This is a genomic window from Paenibacillus sp. J2L1-98 (assembly GCF_056269405.1).
In genome coordinates this window covers 153,066-171,384 of record NZ_JBWDNW010000009.1, presented here as the reverse complement: position 1 = coordinate 171,384, position 18,319 = coordinate 153,066, and the positions used below count along the sequence as shown (strand labels likewise).

The window sequence follows — 18,319 nt, the reverse complement described above, 5'->3', positions numbered from 1 at the left end:
TAATATTTTTACTGAACAATAAATATAGTTTATCAGAGAAAAATAAAGTCCACAAGCACCTATGCAACTTTTCCGCTCAACTCACGTCTGACTTGATAAAGAAACTTTAAAACCAAATCACATATGGGGTGATGAATATGAAAAAATGGATGGCTGTTCTCGTGCTAACGCTCCTTCTATCCGCCTGCAGCTCAAATGCAAACCAACCGAACACCAATGCAGGAAACGGAAACACAGCTACGAATAATGGTCAAAATCAAAGCCCGGAAACGCCTGAACCAACTGCGGTAAGCGAACCAAGCACCGATGTCGATAATGAGCCTCCGGAAGCTGCTACGCCCGAAGATGCGGCGGCCGCAGTCATTCTGGCTTTGAAGGACGCTGACATGTCCACGCTTGCAGCTTACATTCATCCTGATAAAGGTCTATTATTCTCTCCCTATGCGCACATTGACACTGCGACTGCCAAAGTATTTCCAGCTTCAGGCTTGCCGGCATTAACAGATCCGACCGTTTACAACTGGGGCTCCTATGACGGCTCCGGCGAACCGATTTCTCTAACCTTTCAACAGTATTATGACAAGTTTGTATACGATAAGAATTTTATTGAACCGGAGACCGTAGGCGTAGATCAAATAAAAGGAACGGGGAACACGATCGTTAACATTGAAGACGTATTCCCAAACAGCTTTGTGATGGATTATTATTTCAGCGGTTTTGACCCTCAATATGACGGAATGGATTGGGAAAGCCTTATTCTGGTGCTTGAGGAGTTAAACGGAGCCTGGTATGTAAGTGCGATCGTCCACTCCCAATGGACGATATAAAAAACGAAAAGCTGCCTCCTCATGGGGGCAGCTCTCCTTAAAAATCTTTTCGCTTCATAATAAACAAGCCGGCAGCAAGCATAGCTGCTGTGTAAATCGCGCAATATACTAAAAAGGAATTTGACGGCGTGCTGCCAATGGAGAAAATACTAAGATCACGGTTAAGGTTAATTAGTCCTTCAAGCTCCGAAATGGAAAACAATTCGCTTAGCATCCGCTGCTGCAAAGCATCCGCAGGCATCGCCATCTTGATTAATCCGGTAATCGTCTCAAGCGTCTTCATCCCCTCCAATTGTATTCTGCCCATGCCCATAAAACGTCCGATCGTGCTTCCGAGCCAGCCCATTCCGAACAGCAGCGTCATGCCGATCCCATTTCCTAATGGACTTAGAAAACAAGAGCCAACCATCGTTAATGACACAAGCAGCGGCACAACGGAAGCAAATAGAACATATGATTTGAGCAGCACGGAAACGTCGAATAAAACGCCTGTTTCTATCCGGCATATCGCAATGATCGAAACAAATAATACGAGTGCGTACAGTGCTCCATAAGTAACAAAGCCGAGCCATCTTCCCATAAACCATTTCCAGCGCGGAATCGGCCTTGCGAGTACCGATTGCAAAACCCCTTGCTCCGCTTCACCGGTCACAGCGGCAACGGAGCTGAATATCGCCAGAAATGCGATCGCAAACGCCCCAAAGAAAAAACCGAGCGTCAGCACCATCGCGCCGCTCATAAATTTGTTGAACAAATCAAGCGAGGAATCAACCGAATTAACCGTTTGCGAAGAGCCTGCGATCGCATCTGCAACGAACCAAAAGGCAACCCAGAATAGGACGGTCATAATGATCGTCATAAGCGTCACCCGCTTGCGGATAAGCTCCTTCCACGTTAAACTCCAAACTGCGGTCATCTGCGCTCCCCCCTATGCTCAAGACCGGATACGGCCTGCAGAAACCATTCATCCAGCCGCGACTTTATTTTTCCAACCTCGTAAATCGTCAGCCCCAGCTCTATGAGTATGTAATTGACCAAGCCTATTTGTTCGTCATCGTCCAGCTCCATCTCAAGCCAGACCGAATCATCGCCGGCCGGATGCCCGGAAACACCGACACTCACGCCAAGCATCTGCCGGATACGTTCAGGCGCCATAGGTGTATAACCGCTGACCCGCAAACGCCAATTCGATTGCGAGCGCAGCACCTCCGTAACCTTGCCCTCAACCAGCACTTGACCATTATTAAGCAAAGCGACCGTATCGCATAATTGCTCAACATCCTCAAGCAAATGCGAATTAAGAAATATCGTCTTCCCTTGGCTTCGCAGCCTTGCAAGCAGTTCCCGCACCTCATGTCTGCCGACGGGATCAAGCGCAGAAGCCGGCTCATCGAGAAAGACGATTTCGGGATTTCCAAGCAGCGCGCATGCAAGGCCAAGCCGCTGCTGCATGCCTTTGGAATAGCCTTTGAGCCGGTCCCGTCCGCGGCTGCCGATGCCGACTTCATCGAGAAGCTGATGGATACGCCGCTTCGCAGCCGTACGATCCAGCTCGCAAAGCTTTGCATGGAAAGCTAACACCTCTTCACCGGTCAACCAGTCCGGATAACGAAATAACTCAGGCAAATAGCCCAATCTTCGCCTTGCCTCGATAGTGCCGGAAGCATGACCGAATATTTGAGCTTTGCCTGAGGTTGGCTTGATCAGACCTGTGAGCATTTTGACGATCGTGCTTTTGCCTGCTCCATTAGGGCCGAGGAAGCCAAAGGCTTCCCCTTCTCTAATCGTTAACGTGACGTCGCGGCAGCCGCGCCCGTCGCCATAATCTTTGCTTAATTGGGTGGTCTCAATGGCATGGGCTGTCATGAGCGGATCAGCTCCGCAATAGCGGATTCTACTTTTTGAGAATTTCCATAGCCCTCAAAGCCCGCTGTCACGATATAGCCCTTCTCGAGCCACGTCGCTGTTGAATAATTGCTATCTGACTGCTCCACGTAGACATCGACGCCTTTTATGCTGATCTTCTTCGGATCACCTTTCGTAATAAGCGGCATCGGGATTTTGCCATCCTCCAAGCTCGAGGCTTGCAAAAGAGATGTGCGCATATGATCCGGAAGCGCCGGGAACCTTACAACCGCCTCGAAAGCATCCTTTACATCTACGGAAGGATCGACTTGAATCGTCGGAGCCTCTAAATAGTTAATCCTCACGCGCTGCTTAGATGTTTCTCCTTCTTTCGGAGAATAGGAAATTTGCGTGCTTTTTCCCGTGTCAAACGTAATTTGTTTGCCGTCCACCGATAACGGCAGCAGCTTTTCCGCACCCAGCTTACGCATCGCTTGATTGATTTCTTCCACCTTCAAGCTGAACTTAAACGTTTGTGAAGAGGATGATGTAATATCGATGACCTGGCTGTCCGCAACCGTTACGGCCGGAATATCGAAGCCAAGCTGCTTTGCAGCCTTCTCAGGGGTAAGCTGCTGCCAGTTCCCATGCGATGTCTGCTCGAAATCACCGAACCGGTTAGACATTTCGAGCGTCTCTCCCTCATTAATAAAGCTGTTCATCAGCGATACCAAATCATTCTCCTGCACAACCATCACGTTATCCATGCGAAACGTGTTCAGCCATGCAGCCAGCGCTTCATTCGTTGAAGGCGTAGCGATAATTACCGTGATTACTGCAGCGGCGCATGCCGCAACTGTCTTGCCCATATTTCGTTTGAACCAGCGGCGGGCTGCTCCGCGCTTGCCCGATTTGCTTCCAGCATCGCCTGATGCATGGCGCGCTCTCCCCAGCGGAACGGAATTAGCTTGCTCCTGTGCGCCTATCGAACGGAGCGCCATAGCTTGCGCAGAAGCGTGCGGAGCTGCGCTTGCGGCTGCCGATCCCCCCTTCTCCTCATAAGCGGCATGACCGCTCTGCCCCTGCTCTTCCCATTGCTTCCAGAGCGGCGATTGTTCCTCTGCCTGCAGCTGCTTCTCAAGGCGCGCCCATGCGGCCGCAGTCTGCTCTTGTTCTTTTTTATTCAAAGCATCGTTGGTTGTCATTTCGAACTCCTCCTAAACGGTTTTGACCTGTATAACAAGGCGTAATCGACACTCGCTTTCTTTCTATTCATGAGACATCGCGCCCTCTGCTTTCAACGCCTGCCGCTTTAGCCGTTCGCCGGCTCTCCGCAGCATCGTGCCGACCTGCGGCTGGCGTACTTGAAGCCGCTCCGCAATTTCCGCGTAGCTATACCCCTCATAACGCAGCAGCAGCATTTGCCTATCCCGCTCGGGCAGGCTGTCGAGCCAGCCCCGTACCTGCTCCTGCTCGCCCTTATCGATGAGCTGCTGCTCATTGGACGGCGCCGCTTGCGGCTGAGCCAGCATGCTTTGCTCCTGCTTTTGCGTTAGATTGCGCTCCCGCGCCTTCTTATCCATATAGTCATAGGCCAGCCTCGTCAACACCCGATGAAGCCAGCCTCCAATTGCCTCAGGCTGATCCGGCGGATTCCGGTAAAGCCTCAGAAATGTTTCCTGGGCGAGATCCTCAGCGGCTGCTTCGTCCCGAATAAGCGCAATAAGCTTGCGCCTTACCGCCTGGTAATGCTGATTAAATTGTTGACGAAACAAATCCGGCGCCGAATGTTCCATTCCATTGTCCTCCTTCTTTTTTTGCTTAAGCTATAGGTAAGACGATGCTTCCCGTCATTTTGTAACACAATCTGCTCAAACATTATTTTATCAAGTAAATTTTACTGCCCCGCGACCGAAAAATATAAAAAAACCGTCTCCCCGGTTAGAGAAGACGGAATGGCCATCAGGCATTTTCTTTCAAATGCTCCAGATAAAGCTGCGCGAACCTAGGCGCTTGAACGGGAGGACTAAAAATGTAGCCCTGAACGGCATCGCATTTATGATCGCGTATGATGCGCAGCTCCTCCTGCGTCTCCACGCCTTCCGTAACTACCTTCAAATTCAAATTATGCGCGATGACGATGACGGATTTGAAAATCATTTGCTTCTTAATATCATTCACGATGCCGCTTATAAAGGATTTATCCAGCTTCAACGTATGCAGCGGAATGTTTTGCAAATAGCTGAGCGATGAATAGCCGGTGCCAAAATCATCAAGCGACAGCTTAACGCCCAGCTGCTGCAGCTCGTGCAATATTTTGAGCGTATGCGCGGGATTATCCATAAAAATCGACTCTGTAATTTCCAGCTCGATCTGCTCCGGACGTATGCCCGCATCCGAAATGATATGTTCGATCGTATGTACGATTTGCTTCTGCTGGAATTGAATCATCGACATATTAACACTCACCGTAAGCGGCGGCAAGCCCATCCGCTCCCACTCGCTAAGCTGCCGGCAGGCCGTATAGAGCACCCATTCGCCCAGCGGTATAATAAAGCCCGTCTTCTCCGCAATCGGAATGAAATCCAGCGGCGACACCATGCCAAGCTCCGGGTGCCTCCACCTAATTAATGCTTCCGCTCCAAAAATACTTCCGGTAGACACGTCGATCTTCGGCTGGTAATCAAGCATAAATTGGCCGAGCTCTAACGCCTTTAACATGCTGTTCTCAAGAATAAGCTCCCTCTTCGACACATCATTCATGGAAGGGGAATATATTTTGCACGTGTTGCGCTCTTTCTTGGCGACGTACATCGCAATGTCCGCTTCCTTCACGAGCTGATCCGCAGCGGCTGGCGTCCATTCATGATGAATGCTCATTCCGATGCTTGCCGTAATATAGAACATCCGGTCCTTTAGCCTGATTGGCTCAGAAATGACCGACAATATCTCTTCCGCTATACGCATGGCCTGATGCAGATGAATGATGTTTTCCAGCAGAGCGATATACTCGTCGCCCCCGAACCGGAATACGCGCCCCCCGCTGCCAACCGTACGTACGATGCGCTCCGCCACCTGGCGGAGCAATTGGTCACCCATCGCATGATCGAGCGTATCATTTATCATTTTGAACCGGTCAAGGTCGATGAAGAGCAGGGTAAAGTGACCCTGCGCCGCAGCTCCCGCCGCTGTTTTCCCTTCCATGTAGCGATGATAAGCATAGCGATTCGGCAGACCAGTCATTAAGTCATGCGTCGATTGGTACTCGATCAGATGCTCTGCTTCCTTCCGCTGGTTAAGCATATTATTGAAATGATTCGCCATAAATTCGAATTCGTCGTTCGTACGAATGCTTAGCTGCATCTCCTCGTTTCCGATGGCGACAGCAGAGGTTGCTTGCACAACCTTATGAATATTGACCAAAATGATTTTCCGAACGAGCAGCACCATAACAATCGTCATAAAAAGCAGGGCAAGCCCTGTTATAAGAATCGATTCCCTAAGGCTTTTGTAGTAATCCGACAGCATATTCTTTTTTGGAATGACTGTTTCGATATACCAAAGTACTTGATGAATCGGTATGGGATAAAATATTCGCAGGACAGTCCCGTCACCGTCTGGGCCTTGCGAATAACCGAACTGCGGTTTCGTCCCTTTCATCGCCTCAAGCTCATCGTAATTCGACCATAGCTGATAAGGAAAATTAACAAGCTCCGGATTTCTGCCGTTGGCCAAATATTTATTATCCGCCGTAATAATATTTGCGTAACCGCCTAACGGCCGAAAAGCTTCAATATGTTTCTGGACTGATTCTAACGAGATGTCCGCCCCTACTATTCCTAAAAATTGACCCTGCCCGTCCAGAATAGGCAGCACAAGCGAAGTCATTAATATCGATTTATCTTCTACATCGTAAGAATAAGGCTCTATTAATGAAAAGGATTTGGTAAGCTTAGGAATTTGATAATAGCTCCCTTTCTCCTTATCCTCGTAATCCTCAAGAGCCAAAACGGCAATGGAATCATCCTTGCGCACCGCATAGGGAATAAACCGCCCGGTAGCATCATCGTAGCTATTTTTGTTGCGGTAAAGCTCATCTTTCCCGTCATACGCATTCGGCTCCCATAGCGTGTAAACGCTTAGTACTTCAGGAGTCCTGCTAAGCACCTGCTGCAGCAATTCGACGATGTATTCACGATTCTGCAGATGATCCTTGTTCATCTGAAGCATGGTTGCTTTCAGCGTCTCCAGCATCGCCATCGTTTGATCCATCGACTTCGAAAACGGATTTATGTATGCCATTGTTTGGGTTTGCGCGAGAAGCTCGCTTTCACGCAGATTGGACTCATACAGCTTAATAAGGTGGGTAGATACTAAAATAGCAAATGAAAGAATAACAAGCAGGCCAAGAGAAAATATTAACTTTTGAGCAATGCTTAGCCTAATCTTTCTCAACTTCTATCAGCCCCTTGTTTTAGAACAAAGCAGACAATCGACGCTATATGTCAAATTATGATATGGCTCTAGTATACTTGACATTTTGACCCAAACACAATGAGAAAGATAGGATAAAATCACTATATAATTCGACAACGACCTACTTCCCACACCTTTTATTTCACGACGCAAGAGTCGGTTGCCCTTATTTCGAGCTCAATTAGAGGGAATGTTATTCCATATTTTCACTTCTTTGGTTTAACGCAAAAATGCCCTCCCGGGGAATGAACGGGAAGGCGATTGAATTTCAGGCTATACTTGGTTTTGCTTGTCCTTCTGCTTATCGTTATCATCGGCGGAACGATCATGATCCTCCAAGCGATGAGGACGTTTGCCTTTTCCGCCATGAAGAAGGTAAAGCTCTTCGCGCAGCTGCTCCGAGGTTTTGCCTTCGGTCTTAATGCCATGCTCCTCGGCTATTTTGCGCAAACGCTCCAGCCGCTTCGCTTGATGCTCCGCTTTAAAGGCTTCCCACTTATCCTTATTGGCCAGCTTCGCTGCCTCTACTTCCTTCTTCAGCTGTTCAGCTGTTTTCCCCTCCGTTTGAATGCCAAAGTAGGTAGCTATTTCCTTCAGCTTCTCCAGCCGGTACGCTTCAAAATCTTTGCGCGTCATTTTTCCCTTGTGATGCACATGCCCATCGGACTCTTCAGGATGCTGGACCACTAATGAAGCATCCGGCAAAGCCGATACCGACTTCGCTGCCCACACAGGAGCGACTGAAAACAGAACGGCAAGCGCCACGGCGGGAATAAACCATTTTCTAATCATTTGCTGCCACACCTTTCCATTGCTTTCGTGATGCAGAGGCTGTAGCCAAGCCTCATCTGGATTATTTTGCCCAAGCATTCACGTGTATAGACATGATAATGGCAGTTTTCGACATTTTCCTCCCTCGAACGAGCCAGGCTTACTCGGCCATATTCCCGGCCTGCTCCAGAAGCTCCAGCTCCCTGAGCAGCCAATCCTTGGAGAAATGCTCCCCGATGAATACCGCCACATCGTTTACATGCCCCTGCGGCTCGATTCTCATAAAATCAGATTCCTTATATGCGTATTGAAACAGAAACCGGCTTGGCGCATCCGTAAACGTCACGATCCCCTTCGCACGGTAAATGTTAGCCGGCAGCCTCTGCAGCAGCGACTCAAATGCTTCGCTGCTTACCGGACTTCGCCAATAATGCGTTACGACCATGACATGCTCATGCGAATGATGATGAGCGTCATGCTCGTGATTGTGGTTATGATCGTGATCGTGAGAGCAGCCGGCAGCCGAACAGGTTCCACCCTCGCTAAGAGTATGCTGCCCCGCTTCAATATCTGCATGAAGACGGGAGTTAGCTTCTGATTCTGCCTCCGCCTCCAGCCAGCTCCAATCGTCAATCGCGCAGCGGATGGTCGCAATGATCCGGGCATGGGCATTTAGCTCGCGCAGCTGCTGCTGCGCTTCCACGAGCTGATCCGGCTCCAGCTTGTCCGCCTTATTCAGCAGCAAAATCGTCGCGCACCGGATTTGCTCCTGCATCAGCTTGAACGTGCGCCCTTTGCCGTCTCGGCTGCGCTCCAGCAGCTCCGGTCCGTCTACTACCGTAATAACACTGCGCAGGTCGATCGCTTTATACATAGCCGCTTCCGTTACCCCGTCTAACGTTTCCATCGGATTTGCGGCACCTGTCGATTCGATAAAAATGACATCAGGCCGATGCTCGCTAATAATCGTGCTGATCTCCATGCCCAAATCGCCGCGCATCGTGCAGCATATACAGCCGCTTAACATTTCCGCCATCGGCACCTCACCGCCAAGCAGCTGCCCGTCTAAATTAATATCTCCCAGCTCGTTCATAATGACAGCCGGCTTCCTGCCTTGCGCTTTGTAATAGTCAAGCAATCTGCCTAGCAGCGTCGTCTTGCCGCTTCCTAGAAATCCCGACAGCAGATGTACGGGTATATGTGGTTCTCTATTATTCATTGCAGCTTCTCCTGTTTTTGCGTATTTAAATAAGGCTCATTCATTGCTCTATTATATCGTAACTGTTACGTTCTTTCATCTGTTAAAGGAAGAAACAGAGCTTGATTCATTTTAATCAATAGATCCTCCTCCAAGATGCCGGTAAACCGCATTACGAGCGAGCTCAGTGATATATAATAGCATCATATATGCTTAACGTAGGAGGAATAGAAAAATGAGCGGCATAATGAAACCACCGTTATTTGAAGGGCGCGAGCTGGAAACCCCTTGTCTCGTCATCGACAGCACCATTGTCGACGCCAATATCGCTGCAATGGCGGAAGCGGCAGAGCGCTGCGGCGTGAAGCTTCGTCCCCATGCCAAAACGCATAAGCTGCCGGAGATGGCATTCCGGCAAATTGCCGCCGGCGCTGTCGGCATTACCGCTGCAAAAATTTCCGAGGCTGAAGTAATGGCAAACGGCGGCATTCGCGATATTTTCGTCGCTTATCCGCTTATCGCTAAATCTAAGCTTGAAAGAGCCGCCCGTTTAAGTATGTCTGGCATTCGTTTGATCATCGGGGTGGACAGCCTGGAAGGCGCTAAACGAATTTCTGACGTGGCCGTGCATAAAGGCGCCGAGCTTGAGGTGCGGCTCGAGCTGGAAACGGGTCTTCGGCGCACTGGAGCTGCAATCGACAACTCGGTGCAGCTGGCCAAGCAAATTTCCGGGCTAAACGGGATTAAGCTTAGCAGCATTTTCACCTATCGGGGCGCAATGCTTAGCGGTGCCCCGACGCTCGATGTGAGAGCCGCCGGGCATGAGGAAGGCCGTCTAATGGCGGATGCGGCAAAAGCTTTAAGAAGCGCCGGAATTGCTATTCAAGACGTAAGCGTCGGATCCTCGCCCACTGCGGCGTTTGCTGCCGAGGTTGACGGCGTGACCGAGGTCCGTCCCGGCACTTACATTTATCAGGACCGGATGCAGGCCGCTTTCGGCACCTGCACCCTTGATGATTGCGCCGGCTCCGTGCTCGCTGCAGTCATCAGCCGTCCCACGGATGACTTAATCATTATCGATGGCGGAAGCAAAACATTTGCGACAGACATACAGCCGGGCAATGCCCCGCTGTTTCTCAAGGGCTTCGGCCATATTGCATGCGATCCCGATGCGGTGCTGGAACGCATGAACGAAGAGCATGGCATGATTCGGGTAAAGCCGGATGCGGCGTATCAGGTGGGCGACGTCATTCGTATCATCCCTAATCACATTTGCAGTACGGTCAATTTACACAGCTTCGTCTATATCAAGGAATCGTCCGGAAAGCTGCGCAAGACAGCTGTAGCGGCACGCGGAATGCTCGAATAGCATGCCAAACCCCCAAGGCTCAGGCACTTGGGGGTTTTAAACCTATTTCAGTTAGTGGAAACGCAATTTTACCGATTTACAAGTAAGCTGTGTCGATACTACAAGCAAGCGCGGGAAATGATTACAAGCAGAATGAATAGGACTAAAATAGTTCCTACATTTGAGAATACTCCGCCAACTCCAGGTCCGCAATGGCTTACGCCTGCAACCGGGTAAGGTCCGTTTGGACCTACACTAGCACCCGCAACTGGGTAAGGTCCGTTTGGTCCTACACTAGCACCCGCAACTGGGTAAGGTCCGTTTGGTCCTACATTAGCACCCATAACTGGGAATTGTCCTGGTCCCACATTGGCACCTGCTACTCCTCCATAGCTCATTTGTTCATCTCCTTTGTATCTAGGTACAGTATCCTATGAATTGAGACGAAATGTGTATAGGCGTTTGTGCAAAATGTGCTTCTGCTCATTTTTGGCTGCAGCCCACACCCTTTATATAAAGTGATCAGCTTGCTTGTTATTCCGCTACGATCCAATGCACATCTTGATCATCAAGCTTGGAACGCCAAACCGGCGGAGGCGGCACATCGCTAATAATCATATCGATTTCTTTGAAGTCGGCAATTTTATAGTAATGGCTTGTACCGATCTTAGTATAATCCGCCAGCACGATCGTCTGCTTGGCCTGTTTCATGAATGTCCTTGCCAATACGCCGCGCTCATCCTCGTAGCTCGTTATGCCGCTATCGATCTGCAAACCGTCCGCAACGATAAACGCTTTGTCCACGTTGAAATTAGTCATAAACTCCATCGCAAGCGACCCGGAGGTCCGGTAATGCTTCGAATTAATGCGGCCCCCGATCAGAACGATTTCGCCATCGAAAATGTTACGGTTTTTGTAGCTGATCAGCAAGTTCAAGATATAGACGGACGTCACGAGCACCGTGAGCTGTTTTTTGTATGCGAGCGTATCAATCATTTGCAGTGTGGTCGTTCCATCGTCGATGACAACGACATCATTATCCTGAATAAGGGAGGAAGCAGCCCGTCCGATCCTTCTTTTCTCCTCAGCCTGCTGCACCTCGCGCCTCACGTAATCCGGCTCTTCCCGCTCCACGTTAATTTTCACGGCGCCGCCGTAAACCCGCTTTAGCTTGAGCTCATCCTCCAGCTCCTCCAAATAGCGGCGGATCGTTTCCGAAGATACGTCAAGCGCCTGCACAAGCTCCGGCGTTCGTACTTTTCCTTGCAATTGCAGCATATTAATGATGATCTGCTTCCGCTCTTCTCCGGCTAGCGACATCGCGATTTCCCCTTCATCTTCAGCTTAAAGCATCCGTTAAGATTAATATCCGTATTTTACCGTACTTCTACTTAAGTCTCAATCTTATCATGCTTACGAATGCCCCGCTTATCAAGCGATGTAAATAACTTTTTTCATAAGCTCGTCCAAAAAGCTATCATATAACATCCCTAAGGCTTAGGCGCCTTAGGGATGTTATTATGCTTGCAGTTAGTAGCAATACGCTTATACCGGCTCAGAAGCTAGCTTCAGTTGGGCGATTAATGGCAACAAGAGCGCAATATAATAACGAGTAGTATAAAGAGAACGAGAATAAAGCCAAGGTTTGAGGATCCGCCTACGCATTGGCTTACGCCTGCAACCGGGTAAGGTGCGCAGTGTCCTGGTCCTACATTGGCACCTGCTACTCCATAGTTCATTTGTTCATCTCCTTTTTGTTGTCTTACACAATATCCTATGATACAGGGGGAAAAGCGTATGGGCTTTTGCAGGAAATGAGCAGTTGCCTAAAGCTGGTTTTTCCTTAGTCTTCAATAATGATCTCTATATGGTTTTCATCAGCTTTTATGTATGAATATCCGCCTATAGGTAAAGTACACAGAGGAGAAGTATGACCAAAATCGGCATCGGCGATGACGGGAATATGATCTAATTCCTTCTTTGACTTTATAATTCTGGCCAACACGTCAGCAGGCTGCCGAATCCGCAGCAGCCTGCTGCTTGAGCATAGCGTTATTCCCTTAACGGTCCCCGCATCATTTATCCCGGCGTTCGTGAATTAATTCAATAATTGAGGTCGAAAGCGCATCTATTTTTTTCTCAAAACGAATAAGCAAGTAGACGGTTAGAACGATAGGAAATCCGACTTGTCCAACCGCAGCAATTATTGGGGCAATTGATATCGTCTCCATCATAAGTTCACCTCCTTTCATAATATATCAAACGGTATTTAAAATACCCAATTAGTCAAAATCGTGCTTTCTGTCAGGCCGCATTGATGGTAGATTCGGTATTGACAATATCACTGTAACAAAATATACTACCTAATAGGTATTTAAAATATCACTTTTATTCTTTCAAAACCATATATGCAAGTTAACCTGATAAATCTCATTGTATTAGGTATTTATAATACCGTCAAGTATTTTAAATACCGTAAAACGAAAATGGAGGGTATTCAAAATGTCACTGGGGACCAGAATAAAACAATTGAGAATCGAACGCGGATTGACTCAGCAGGATGTCGCCACGAAACTTGAGATGGGACGGTCGAATGTCGGGCATATCGAGAACGACCGGGTAACGCCGACAAGCGAGGATTTGCAAAAAATGGCTGATCTATTGCACACGACAACCGATTATTTGCTTGGCCGCGATGCAGCACCGGCAACTATTCCCGATTGGGCGACGTATAAGGATAAGCGCGACTTCAAGAAGCTGTTAGAAGAAGACGGGGAAATTATGTTCGACGGCGTACCTCTGAGTGAGGCCGACCGTCAGCGCGTAATGGACGTGCTGACCGGGCTGTTCTGGGAAGCTAAGCAAATGAATAAGCACAAAAAAAAGACCGATTCGAAGGGCGATGCTCCTGATGATGCCAAAGGGTAGGTGTTGCTATGGATAAAATGATTCTGAAGCTCATCCGGAAATTCAAGACCAACGATCCCTTCACGATCGCTGAGGGTCTTGGCATTCATATCCGTTATGCAGACCTCGGCGAAGGCACGCGCGGACTCTATTTCAAAAAGCTGCGCCGGAGGTTTATCGTCATCCATGATTCGCTGCCGGAGGATTGGCGCCGGTTCGTCTGCGCGCATGAGCTTGGGCATGACCGGCTGCACCCTGGCTTCAACCGCTTTTGGCTGGATGAGCAGTCGTTTTTTAATGCGGGAAAGTATGAGCGGCAAGCGAGTAAATTTGCAGTAAGGCTGCTGACGGCCGGCGATTCTCCCGCTGCCAGCGAGACGCTTGAGGAGCTGCTTAAGCGAAATCATGTCCCTGCGGAAATGTACAAGTTTTATTTTTGATACGACGCAGCATACGAAAGAGGCTTTGATCCGGCAGAGTCTGCTGCGGAATCAAAGCCTTTTCGCATAAATGTTGTCAGGATCAGAAGACTAGATCGCCCAGTTACCGTTGCGGAAGATCGGCTCGCGAATGCCCGCCTGCGTCACACCGTCAATATTCATGTCTGGCGACCCGATCATAAAGTCCTCATGAGTAAGGCTCCTATTCGCTCCATGAGCGAGAAGCTCCTCAGGCGACATTTTTGTGCCCCCCTCGAGGTTAACCGGATACGCCTGGCCCAGCGCAAGATGACAGGAGGCGTTCTCATCATATAACGTATTGAAGAAAATCACATTGGAGTTGGAGATAGGAGAGTCGTGAGGCACGAGAGCGACTTCACCCAAATGTCTAGCCCCTTCGTCTGTCTTCAACAAATTTGACAGCGCCTCATAGCCCTGCTCGGCGGAATAATCGGTGACTTTACCTTCCTTGAAGGTCAAAGAGAAGCCGTTAATCACTTGCCCGTTATAATTTAGAGGCTTCGTGCTGCGAACCGTGCCGTTCACTCCATCTTTATGCGGCATCGTGAATACTTCTTCCGTTGGCATATTCGGATTAAAGAAAATGCCTTTGGCGTTTGCTTTGGAGCCGCCAAGCCAAATATGGCCTTCCGGCAGCTCAATGGTCAAGCTTGTGCCTGGCGCTTCGTACTGGAGCTGTTTGTAGCGCTTGCGGTTCAGCAGCTCAACCACCTGGAGCAGCTTCGCATTATGCTCCTTCCATGCCTGAATCGGATCTTCCAAGCCGATCCGGGTTGCATCTATAATCCGCTCCCATAGCTTCTGAACGGCTTCTTCCGGCGCAATATCCGGGAATACTTTAGCTGCCCATTCCGGCGTAGCATATGAAATAAGAGACCAGGCATTGGTGTGATTCATCAGCGAACCGCGGTAGCCGCTAAGCGCAGCAGAAGCTGTCTTAGATGCCGTCGCTACCCGGGCCGGATCTACGCCGCTAAGCAGATCGGGGTTCGGAGAGTATATCTGGATAAATGCAGCACCTTGCTCCACGTATTCTTCCCAGGCTTTGGCCCGCCACATCGGATATTCCGAGAAAGCCTCCTCAGGCGCTTTTTTATACTTAATGAGCGATAGCTCCTCATCGTTATATTCCACATGCACGTTTTTCGCTCCGGCCTCATAAGCTTTTGTCGCAATAAGACGTACCAAAGGAGCAGCCGTAATCGGCGCCATGACGACAACCGTTTGCCCTTGCTGCACATTGACGCCAACGTTAACCGCGAGCGCTGCGTAATTTTCCAAATGCTGTTGTGATGGGTACATATCTAATCGTTCCGCCTCCTTGATGAATTTACAGGTTTTTCAAGCGTTAGCCTTCCTTCATTATAAGGCTCTCCTATGAATTGCTCAAACGAGGCTAGAGGGGCTTAGAGATGTTAATAAGCCTCCCTAGCGTTCAGCACTTGAACGAGGGAGGCCTGTTTGTTTCAAAGGAATATCGTATTTCTTCCCTAACAAGCTTCTTTCTTTAATACGGGCTTTCCACCTTCATAATGTCCAAGAAAGGAATTTTCGTTACGGCGCCCATATGCTCTACATGAACCTTCTTCGTTCTTGAATCCAGCGCCGTAATGACGCCCCTCACCTGCTCGGATGCCCAAATTGTCAGCAGCAGCTCCGTGCCTTCCTGCTTGGCCTCTACCAATCGCTCGCCCAGCTCCTCCAGCTCAAATTCATCTCTGGTTGGCCGCTTCGGTCCTTTTGCCACTTTTTTCCCCTCCTGCTATGTATGGCAACCCTATTCTCAATAAAAAAGGACCCCCTCACCTCCGAGGAGACCCTGTTTCTATCCATCTAAGTTACGCGAATATACCTATTATAGCATGCCGGTAATCGAGTTAGCTTACCTTTTTATCGCTATTTCTTCTTACATAAAACCATCCCAATAATAAAACAGGCAGCAGCACGCACACCGTCAGATCGAACCATGGCCAATAGGCTTGATTAATTTCATTATAAACGGCGATATTAGGCGTGCTGATGACGGAGCCTACCAATAAAAGCATAGCAAGCGGTATTGTCAGCATATTGCTTTCCTTTAATCGCAGCAATTGCGTTATGCCTTGCATTATAGCGTAGAAAATGACTAATGTTTTGAAAAAAACCGTTACAATCCAGATGAATGCCAATATGGCCTCCATTCTCTCCAGAAAGCCTCCGATCGTTATTTTTTGGGCAAGTACGAACGCCGGATAATACTTCGATTCCATTAAGCTGGAGCCCAGTACAAGCACACTCAGAAGAACGGTCACGAATAATATCACTCCGCCTGCACCAATCCCAATCAGCAGCGGCTTCATCGTATTGTTATTACCTGCTACGCATGGCACGAGCATGAGAATAACGAACAGCTCAGTGAATGGTATCGTAAACGCGGTAAACACCCCATGCATCACAGGCGGTAGTCTATCAGCCATTACCGGTTGAAGCTTCGATAAGTCAATCTGCGGCAGCAGCAATACGACCAGGAATAGAAACAACAGCAGAAATACCGGAAAGAGCAGCTCACCCATACGGGCAAAGGCTTCCACGCCAAGCCGGTAGGCAATAATGATTACGACCATGAACAGCCATACAATCGCATTAATCGGCGTCTCCGGCATCAGCTGCGTCGTCATAAATTGGCTTACTTCACTAGTTAAGGTAATATGGATATAAATGTAATAAACGATAAACAAGATGCCAACTAAACTGCCTGCCGCATTCCCCAATGATCGTTGAACGAAAGTTATGATGTTTATGCCGTTCATCATTTTCGCTAGCAGTCCGAATAGTACGCCTGCTCCAAGCCCCAAGAGGAGGCTGAGCAGCATCGCGACCCAAGCATCCTGCTTGGAGGCCGTTGCGACAAGCGTTGGAATAATGAGTATGGAATCTCCTACTGTGTACAAAATGACCAAAATCGTAAATTGCCGGGCCGATATTTGACCGTTATGGCTTGCTGCGTCTTTATTCACGGCTTCTCCACTTCCCTTTCGTTTCCCCTATGCACTCTGCCTACGACAACGGCCTGAAGACAGCCTTGATCAGAAGAAATGGATTCGGCAGCTTCACATTTAGCGTCAGCGCCCCGTACAATCCCGTTCCAATAAGGAGCAACGTTATGAAGACAACAATCTCCTTCGTTCTTTTCCGTTCAATCAGTTTCGGCAGCTCCCACCAAGCCGTAAAAACGGCAATTGCCAATACGCCAATAAAAGACGGCATCGCTTCAACCTCCCGCTATTAGACCTATCATCTCATCGTTGAGTTACTAGTCGTTCCCGTTTTGCGGATGAATACCTCGATATGATATTGAACCTCTAAATTTGGAAACCATTCGTCGTTCCAATCCTTCTTGATTTTCTTCCAAAAAGCCGGATGCTGCTGGCCTAACTTGCTGCCAAAGCCGAATATATCGGATTTCAGCTTTTTAGCATGCATCACGGAAGCATTCGCATTGCTTTTCATGACTTCACCGACCTGAAGCTGCAGCTTTTCAAGCGTACCGGGATCGGTAAGGTCCACATTTTTGCAAGATCTGTCTACGACGTTAGCTTCAGTCCGAAAATAAACATCCGCTTTCGGTTTACCGTTATTGACCTTCATTTCAATACGCGAATCCGAAGAAGTAATCTCTATCCCCGTATATTGATGTTCATCACATCGCAGTTCAACGGAGGTGCTGTCCAGATTGTTGGTAATGTCCGTATAGCCCTTGCTCTCCTTTTCATTAAACCAGCCTATCAGCTTATCATTTTTAAAGGCCGCGATTCCTGTATAGCGAAAGTATCCCTTGGGTTTATAAGTTTCCACATTCTTCTTCGTCTCCGCCGTTTTTTGGTTTCCAATCACTTCTATGCCTGTAAGCACCAGCTCCTTGCCTTCTACAGAAAGCGTACTTAGAATATCGTCCATCGTAACGGAGACGGTCGGCGCCCATGATTTTTCCGAGGTTTGCAGCGAGTGCAGCATATTTTGGGTCGGCAATTTCTCCAGCGGCGTATAGATTTTCAGAATATCCTCAGCTTTCATGCCCTTCGCGATGATTACATTAAAATCCATCCTCGTTTCGTTATCCCGCAGCGTATTATCAAGAAATTCGCTTATTCCTTTCCTTGCGAGATTCTCTCCGATTACGTAAATTTGCAAATGGCCTGCGTATACTTTGCGTGGAGCTTCGGTCGTTAATTTTCGCGCAGCCTCAAATAACGTCTTCCCTCTGCCTTGATAGAGTGTGCTGGGAGAACGGTCTCCGCTTCTTCTCTGGGCAGAAATCTCGCCCGGGTTAACGACCTGATAGGAAACGAGATATTCGCCATCCTCCCAATCAACGGCCATACCAAGCACGATTAACAGCTCATTAAGCTCGCGCCTGCTCCAGCAGCCTGTCAGAAGCAGCATACATAATAAGATCATCACCGCTTTATGCAGCATCGCGCTCAAGCTCCTTCCTTCCTGCCTTCCC

20 protein-coding genes are annotated in these 18,319 nt (G+C 48.8%); 4 read left to right on the top strand and 16 right to left on the bottom strand.

Annotated elements, in window-relative coordinates; translation table 11 throughout:
* Positions 1–137 precede the first annotated feature (137 nt).
* The gene (locus tag AC0YNZ_RS18025) at positions 138–827 is read left to right on the top strand and encodes a hypothetical protein (protein WP_475827928.1); all 690 of its coding nucleotides are present in this window, start codon (positions 138–140) and stop codon (positions 825–827) included.
* A gap of 37 nt (positions 828–864) precedes the next feature.
* Here the strand turns inward: AC0YNZ_RS18025 and AC0YNZ_RS18020 are convergent, their stop codons facing one another.
* The 7 genes from AC0YNZ_RS18020 to AC0YNZ_RS17990 all read right to left on the bottom strand — a co-directional run bounded on the left by AC0YNZ_RS18020 (position 865) and on the right by AC0YNZ_RS17990 (position 9,138).
* Complete coding sequence (locus AC0YNZ_RS18020) at positions 865–1,743, bottom strand: ABC transporter permease subunit (RefSeq protein ID WP_475827927.1); 879 nt, start codon at positions 1,741–1,743, stop codon at positions 865–867.
* On the bottom strand, positions 1,740–2,693 hold the full coding sequence (locus tag AC0YNZ_RS18015; RefSeq protein WP_475827926.1) for an ABC transporter ATP-binding protein: 954 nt from the start codon (positions 2,691–2,693) through the stop codon (positions 1,740–1,742). Before AC0YNZ_RS18015 ends, AC0YNZ_RS18020 begins: the two co-directional genes overlap by 4 nt.
* The gene (locus tag AC0YNZ_RS18010) at positions 2,690–3,877 is read right to left on the bottom strand and encodes a hypothetical protein (RefSeq protein ID WP_475827925.1); all 1,188 of its coding nucleotides are present in this window, start codon (positions 3,875–3,877) and stop codon (positions 2,690–2,692) included. Before AC0YNZ_RS18010 ends, AC0YNZ_RS18015 begins: the two co-directional genes overlap by 4 nt.
* A 63-nt stretch (positions 3,878–3,940) precedes the next feature.
* Positions 3,941–4,468, bottom strand: coding sequence for a sigma-70 family RNA polymerase sigma factor (locus AC0YNZ_RS18005; protein WP_475827924.1), 528 nt, complete (start codon positions 4,466–4,468; stop codon positions 3,941–3,943).
* A gap of 166 nt (positions 4,469–4,634) precedes the next feature.
* Positions 4,635–7,127 carry a bifunctional diguanylate cyclase/phosphodiesterase gene (locus AC0YNZ_RS18000; RefSeq protein WP_475827923.1) on the bottom strand — a complete coding sequence of 831 codons (2,493 nt, stop codon included), beginning with the start codon at positions 7,125–7,127 and terminating at the stop codon, positions 4,635–4,637.
* A 294-nt stretch (positions 7,128–7,421) separates the two neighbouring features.
* On the bottom strand, positions 7,422–7,940 hold the full coding sequence (locus AC0YNZ_RS17995) for a hypothetical protein (protein WP_475827922.1): 519 nt from the start codon (positions 7,938–7,940) through the stop codon (positions 7,422–7,424).
* Positions 7,941–8,079: 139 nt separating this feature from the next.
* The gene (locus AC0YNZ_RS17990; RefSeq protein WP_475827921.1) at positions 8,080–9,138 is read right to left on the bottom strand and encodes a CobW family GTP-binding protein; all 1,059 of its coding nucleotides are present in this window, start codon (positions 9,136–9,138) and stop codon (positions 8,080–8,082) included.
* 214 nt (positions 9,139–9,352) lie between these two features.
* Between AC0YNZ_RS17990 and AC0YNZ_RS17985 the strand changes: the two genes are divergently transcribed.
* Positions 9,353–10,486: an alanine racemase gene (locus tag AC0YNZ_RS17985; RefSeq protein WP_475827920.1), complete on the top strand. Its 1,134-nt coding sequence runs from the start codon at positions 9,353–9,355 to the stop codon at positions 10,484–10,486.
* A gap of 98 nt (positions 10,487–10,584) precedes the next feature.
* On the opposite strand, the gene AC0YNZ_RS17980 is transcribed toward AC0YNZ_RS17985, so the two are convergent.
* From AC0YNZ_RS17980 to AC0YNZ_RS17965, 4 genes are all read right to left on the bottom strand, one after another.
* The gene (locus AC0YNZ_RS17980) at positions 10,585–10,863 is read right to left on the bottom strand and encodes a hypothetical protein (protein ID WP_475827919.1); all 279 of its coding nucleotides are present in this window, start codon (positions 10,861–10,863) and stop codon (positions 10,585–10,587) included.
* A gap of 136 nt (positions 10,864–10,999) precedes the next feature.
* Positions 11,000–11,785 (bottom strand): DeoR/GlpR family DNA-binding transcription regulator, encoded by a 786-nt coding sequence (locus AC0YNZ_RS17975; protein WP_475827918.1) that lies wholly within the window; start codon positions 11,783–11,785, stop codon positions 11,000–11,002.
* Positions 11,786–12,308: 523 nt separating this feature from the next.
* Positions 12,309–12,521, bottom strand: coding sequence for a hypothetical protein (locus AC0YNZ_RS17970; protein ID WP_475827979.1), 213 nt, complete (start codon positions 12,519–12,521; stop codon positions 12,309–12,311).
* A 19-nt stretch (positions 12,522–12,540) separates the two neighbouring features.
* A complete protein-coding gene (locus tag AC0YNZ_RS17965; protein ID WP_442952955.1) occupies positions 12,541–12,699 on the bottom strand; it encodes a YvrJ family protein in 159 nt (52 codons plus the stop codon).
* A 268-nt stretch (positions 12,700–12,967) separates the two neighbouring features.
* Between AC0YNZ_RS17965 and AC0YNZ_RS17960 the strand changes: the two genes are divergently transcribed.
* Together AC0YNZ_RS17960 and AC0YNZ_RS17955 are read left to right on the top strand one after the other, a co-directional pair.
* Positions 12,968–13,393 carry a helix-turn-helix domain-containing protein gene (locus AC0YNZ_RS17960; protein WP_475827917.1) on the top strand — a complete coding sequence of 142 codons (426 nt, stop codon included), beginning with the start codon at positions 12,968–12,970 and terminating at the stop codon, positions 13,391–13,393.
* Positions 13,394–13,401: 8 nt separating this feature from the next.
* On the top strand, positions 13,402–13,812 hold the full coding sequence (locus AC0YNZ_RS17955; protein WP_475827916.1) for an ImmA/IrrE family metallo-endopeptidase: 411 nt from the start codon (positions 13,402–13,404) through the stop codon (positions 13,810–13,812).
* 90 nt (positions 13,813–13,902) lie between these two features.
* On the opposite strand, the gene AC0YNZ_RS17950 is transcribed toward AC0YNZ_RS17955, so the two are convergent.
* The 5 genes from AC0YNZ_RS17950 to AC0YNZ_RS17930 all read right to left on the bottom strand — a co-directional run bounded on the left by AC0YNZ_RS17950 (position 13,903) and on the right by AC0YNZ_RS17930 (position 18,288).
* On the bottom strand, positions 13,903–15,135 hold the full coding sequence (locus AC0YNZ_RS17950) for an aminopeptidase (RefSeq protein WP_475827915.1): 1,233 nt from the start codon (positions 15,133–15,135) through the stop codon (positions 13,903–13,905).
* A 205-nt stretch (positions 15,136–15,340) separates the two neighbouring features.
* Positions 15,341–15,580, bottom strand: coding sequence for a YolD-like family protein (locus tag AC0YNZ_RS17945; protein WP_056640488.1), 240 nt, complete (start codon positions 15,578–15,580; stop codon positions 15,341–15,343).
* A 130-nt stretch (positions 15,581–15,710) separates the two neighbouring features.
* Positions 15,711–16,829, bottom strand: coding sequence for a GerAB/ArcD/ProY family transporter (locus AC0YNZ_RS17940; RefSeq protein ID WP_475827914.1), 1,119 nt, complete (start codon positions 16,827–16,829; stop codon positions 15,711–15,713).
* Between the two features lie 40 nt (positions 16,830–16,869).
* Positions 16,870–17,079 carry a hypothetical protein gene (locus AC0YNZ_RS17935; protein ID WP_475827913.1) on the bottom strand — a complete coding sequence of 70 codons (210 nt, stop codon included), beginning with the start codon at positions 17,077–17,079 and terminating at the stop codon, positions 16,870–16,872.
* Positions 17,080–17,106: 27 nt separating this feature from the next.
* Positions 17,107–18,288, bottom strand: a complete 1,182-nt coding sequence (locus tag AC0YNZ_RS17930) for a Ger(x)C family spore germination protein (RefSeq protein WP_475827912.1) — start codon at positions 18,286–18,288, stop codon at positions 17,107–17,109.
* Positions 18,289–18,319 lie beyond the last annotated feature (31 nt).

Coding starts and splice junctions, on each gene's coding strand:
- AC0YNZ_RS18025 (WP_475827928.1), top strand. CDS start 138: ATGAAAAAATGGATGGCTGTTCTCGTGCTAACGCTCCTTCTATCCGCC.
- AC0YNZ_RS18020 (WP_475827927.1), bottom strand. CDS start 1,743: ATGACCGCAGTTTGGAGTTTAACGTGGAAGGAGCTTATCCGCAAGCGG.
- AC0YNZ_RS18015 (WP_475827926.1), bottom strand. CDS start 2,693: ATGACAGCCCATGCCATTGAGACCACCCAATTAAGCAAAGATTATGGC.
- AC0YNZ_RS18010 (WP_475827925.1), bottom strand. CDS start 3,877: ATGACAACCAACGATGCTTTGAATAAAAAAGAACAAGAGCAGACTGCG.
- AC0YNZ_RS18005 (WP_475827924.1), bottom strand. CDS start 4,468: ATGGAACATTCGGCGCCGGATTTGTTTCGTCAACAATTTAATCAGCAT.
- AC0YNZ_RS17995 (WP_475827922.1), bottom strand. CDS start 7,940: ATGATTAGAAAATGGTTTATTCCCGCCGTGGCGCTTGCCGTTCTGTTT.
- AC0YNZ_RS17990 (WP_475827921.1), bottom strand. CDS start 9,138: ATGAATAATAGAGAACCACATATACCCGTACATCTGCTGTCGGGATTT.
- AC0YNZ_RS17985 (WP_475827920.1), top strand. CDS start 9,353: ATGAGCGGCATAATGAAACCACCGTTATTTGAAGGGCGCGAGCTGGAA.
- AC0YNZ_RS17980 (WP_475827919.1), bottom strand. CDS start 10,863: ATGAGCTATGGAGGAGTAGCAGGTGCCAATGTGGGACCAGGACAATTC.
- AC0YNZ_RS17975 (WP_475827918.1), bottom strand. CDS start 11,785: ATGTCGCTAGCCGGAGAAGAGCGGAAGCAGATCATCATTAATATGCTG.
- AC0YNZ_RS17965 (WP_442952955.1), bottom strand. CDS start 12,699: ATGATGGAGACGATATCAATTGCCCCAATAATTGCTGCGGTTGGACAA.
- AC0YNZ_RS17960 (WP_475827917.1), top strand. CDS start 12,968: ATGTCACTGGGGACCAGAATAAAACAATTGAGAATCGAACGCGGATTG.
- AC0YNZ_RS17955 (WP_475827916.1), top strand. CDS start 13,402: ATGGATAAAATGATTCTGAAGCTCATCCGGAAATTCAAGACCAACGAT.
- AC0YNZ_RS17950 (WP_475827915.1), bottom strand. CDS start 15,135: ATGTACCCATCACAACAGCATTTGGAAAATTACGCAGCGCTCGCGGTT.
- AC0YNZ_RS17935 (WP_475827913.1), bottom strand. CDS start 17,079: ATGCCGTCTTTTATTGGCGTATTGGCAATTGCCGTTTTTACGGCTTGG.
- AC0YNZ_RS17930 (WP_475827912.1), bottom strand. CDS start 18,288: ATGCTGCATAAAGCGGTGATGATCTTATTATGTATGCTGCTTCTGACA.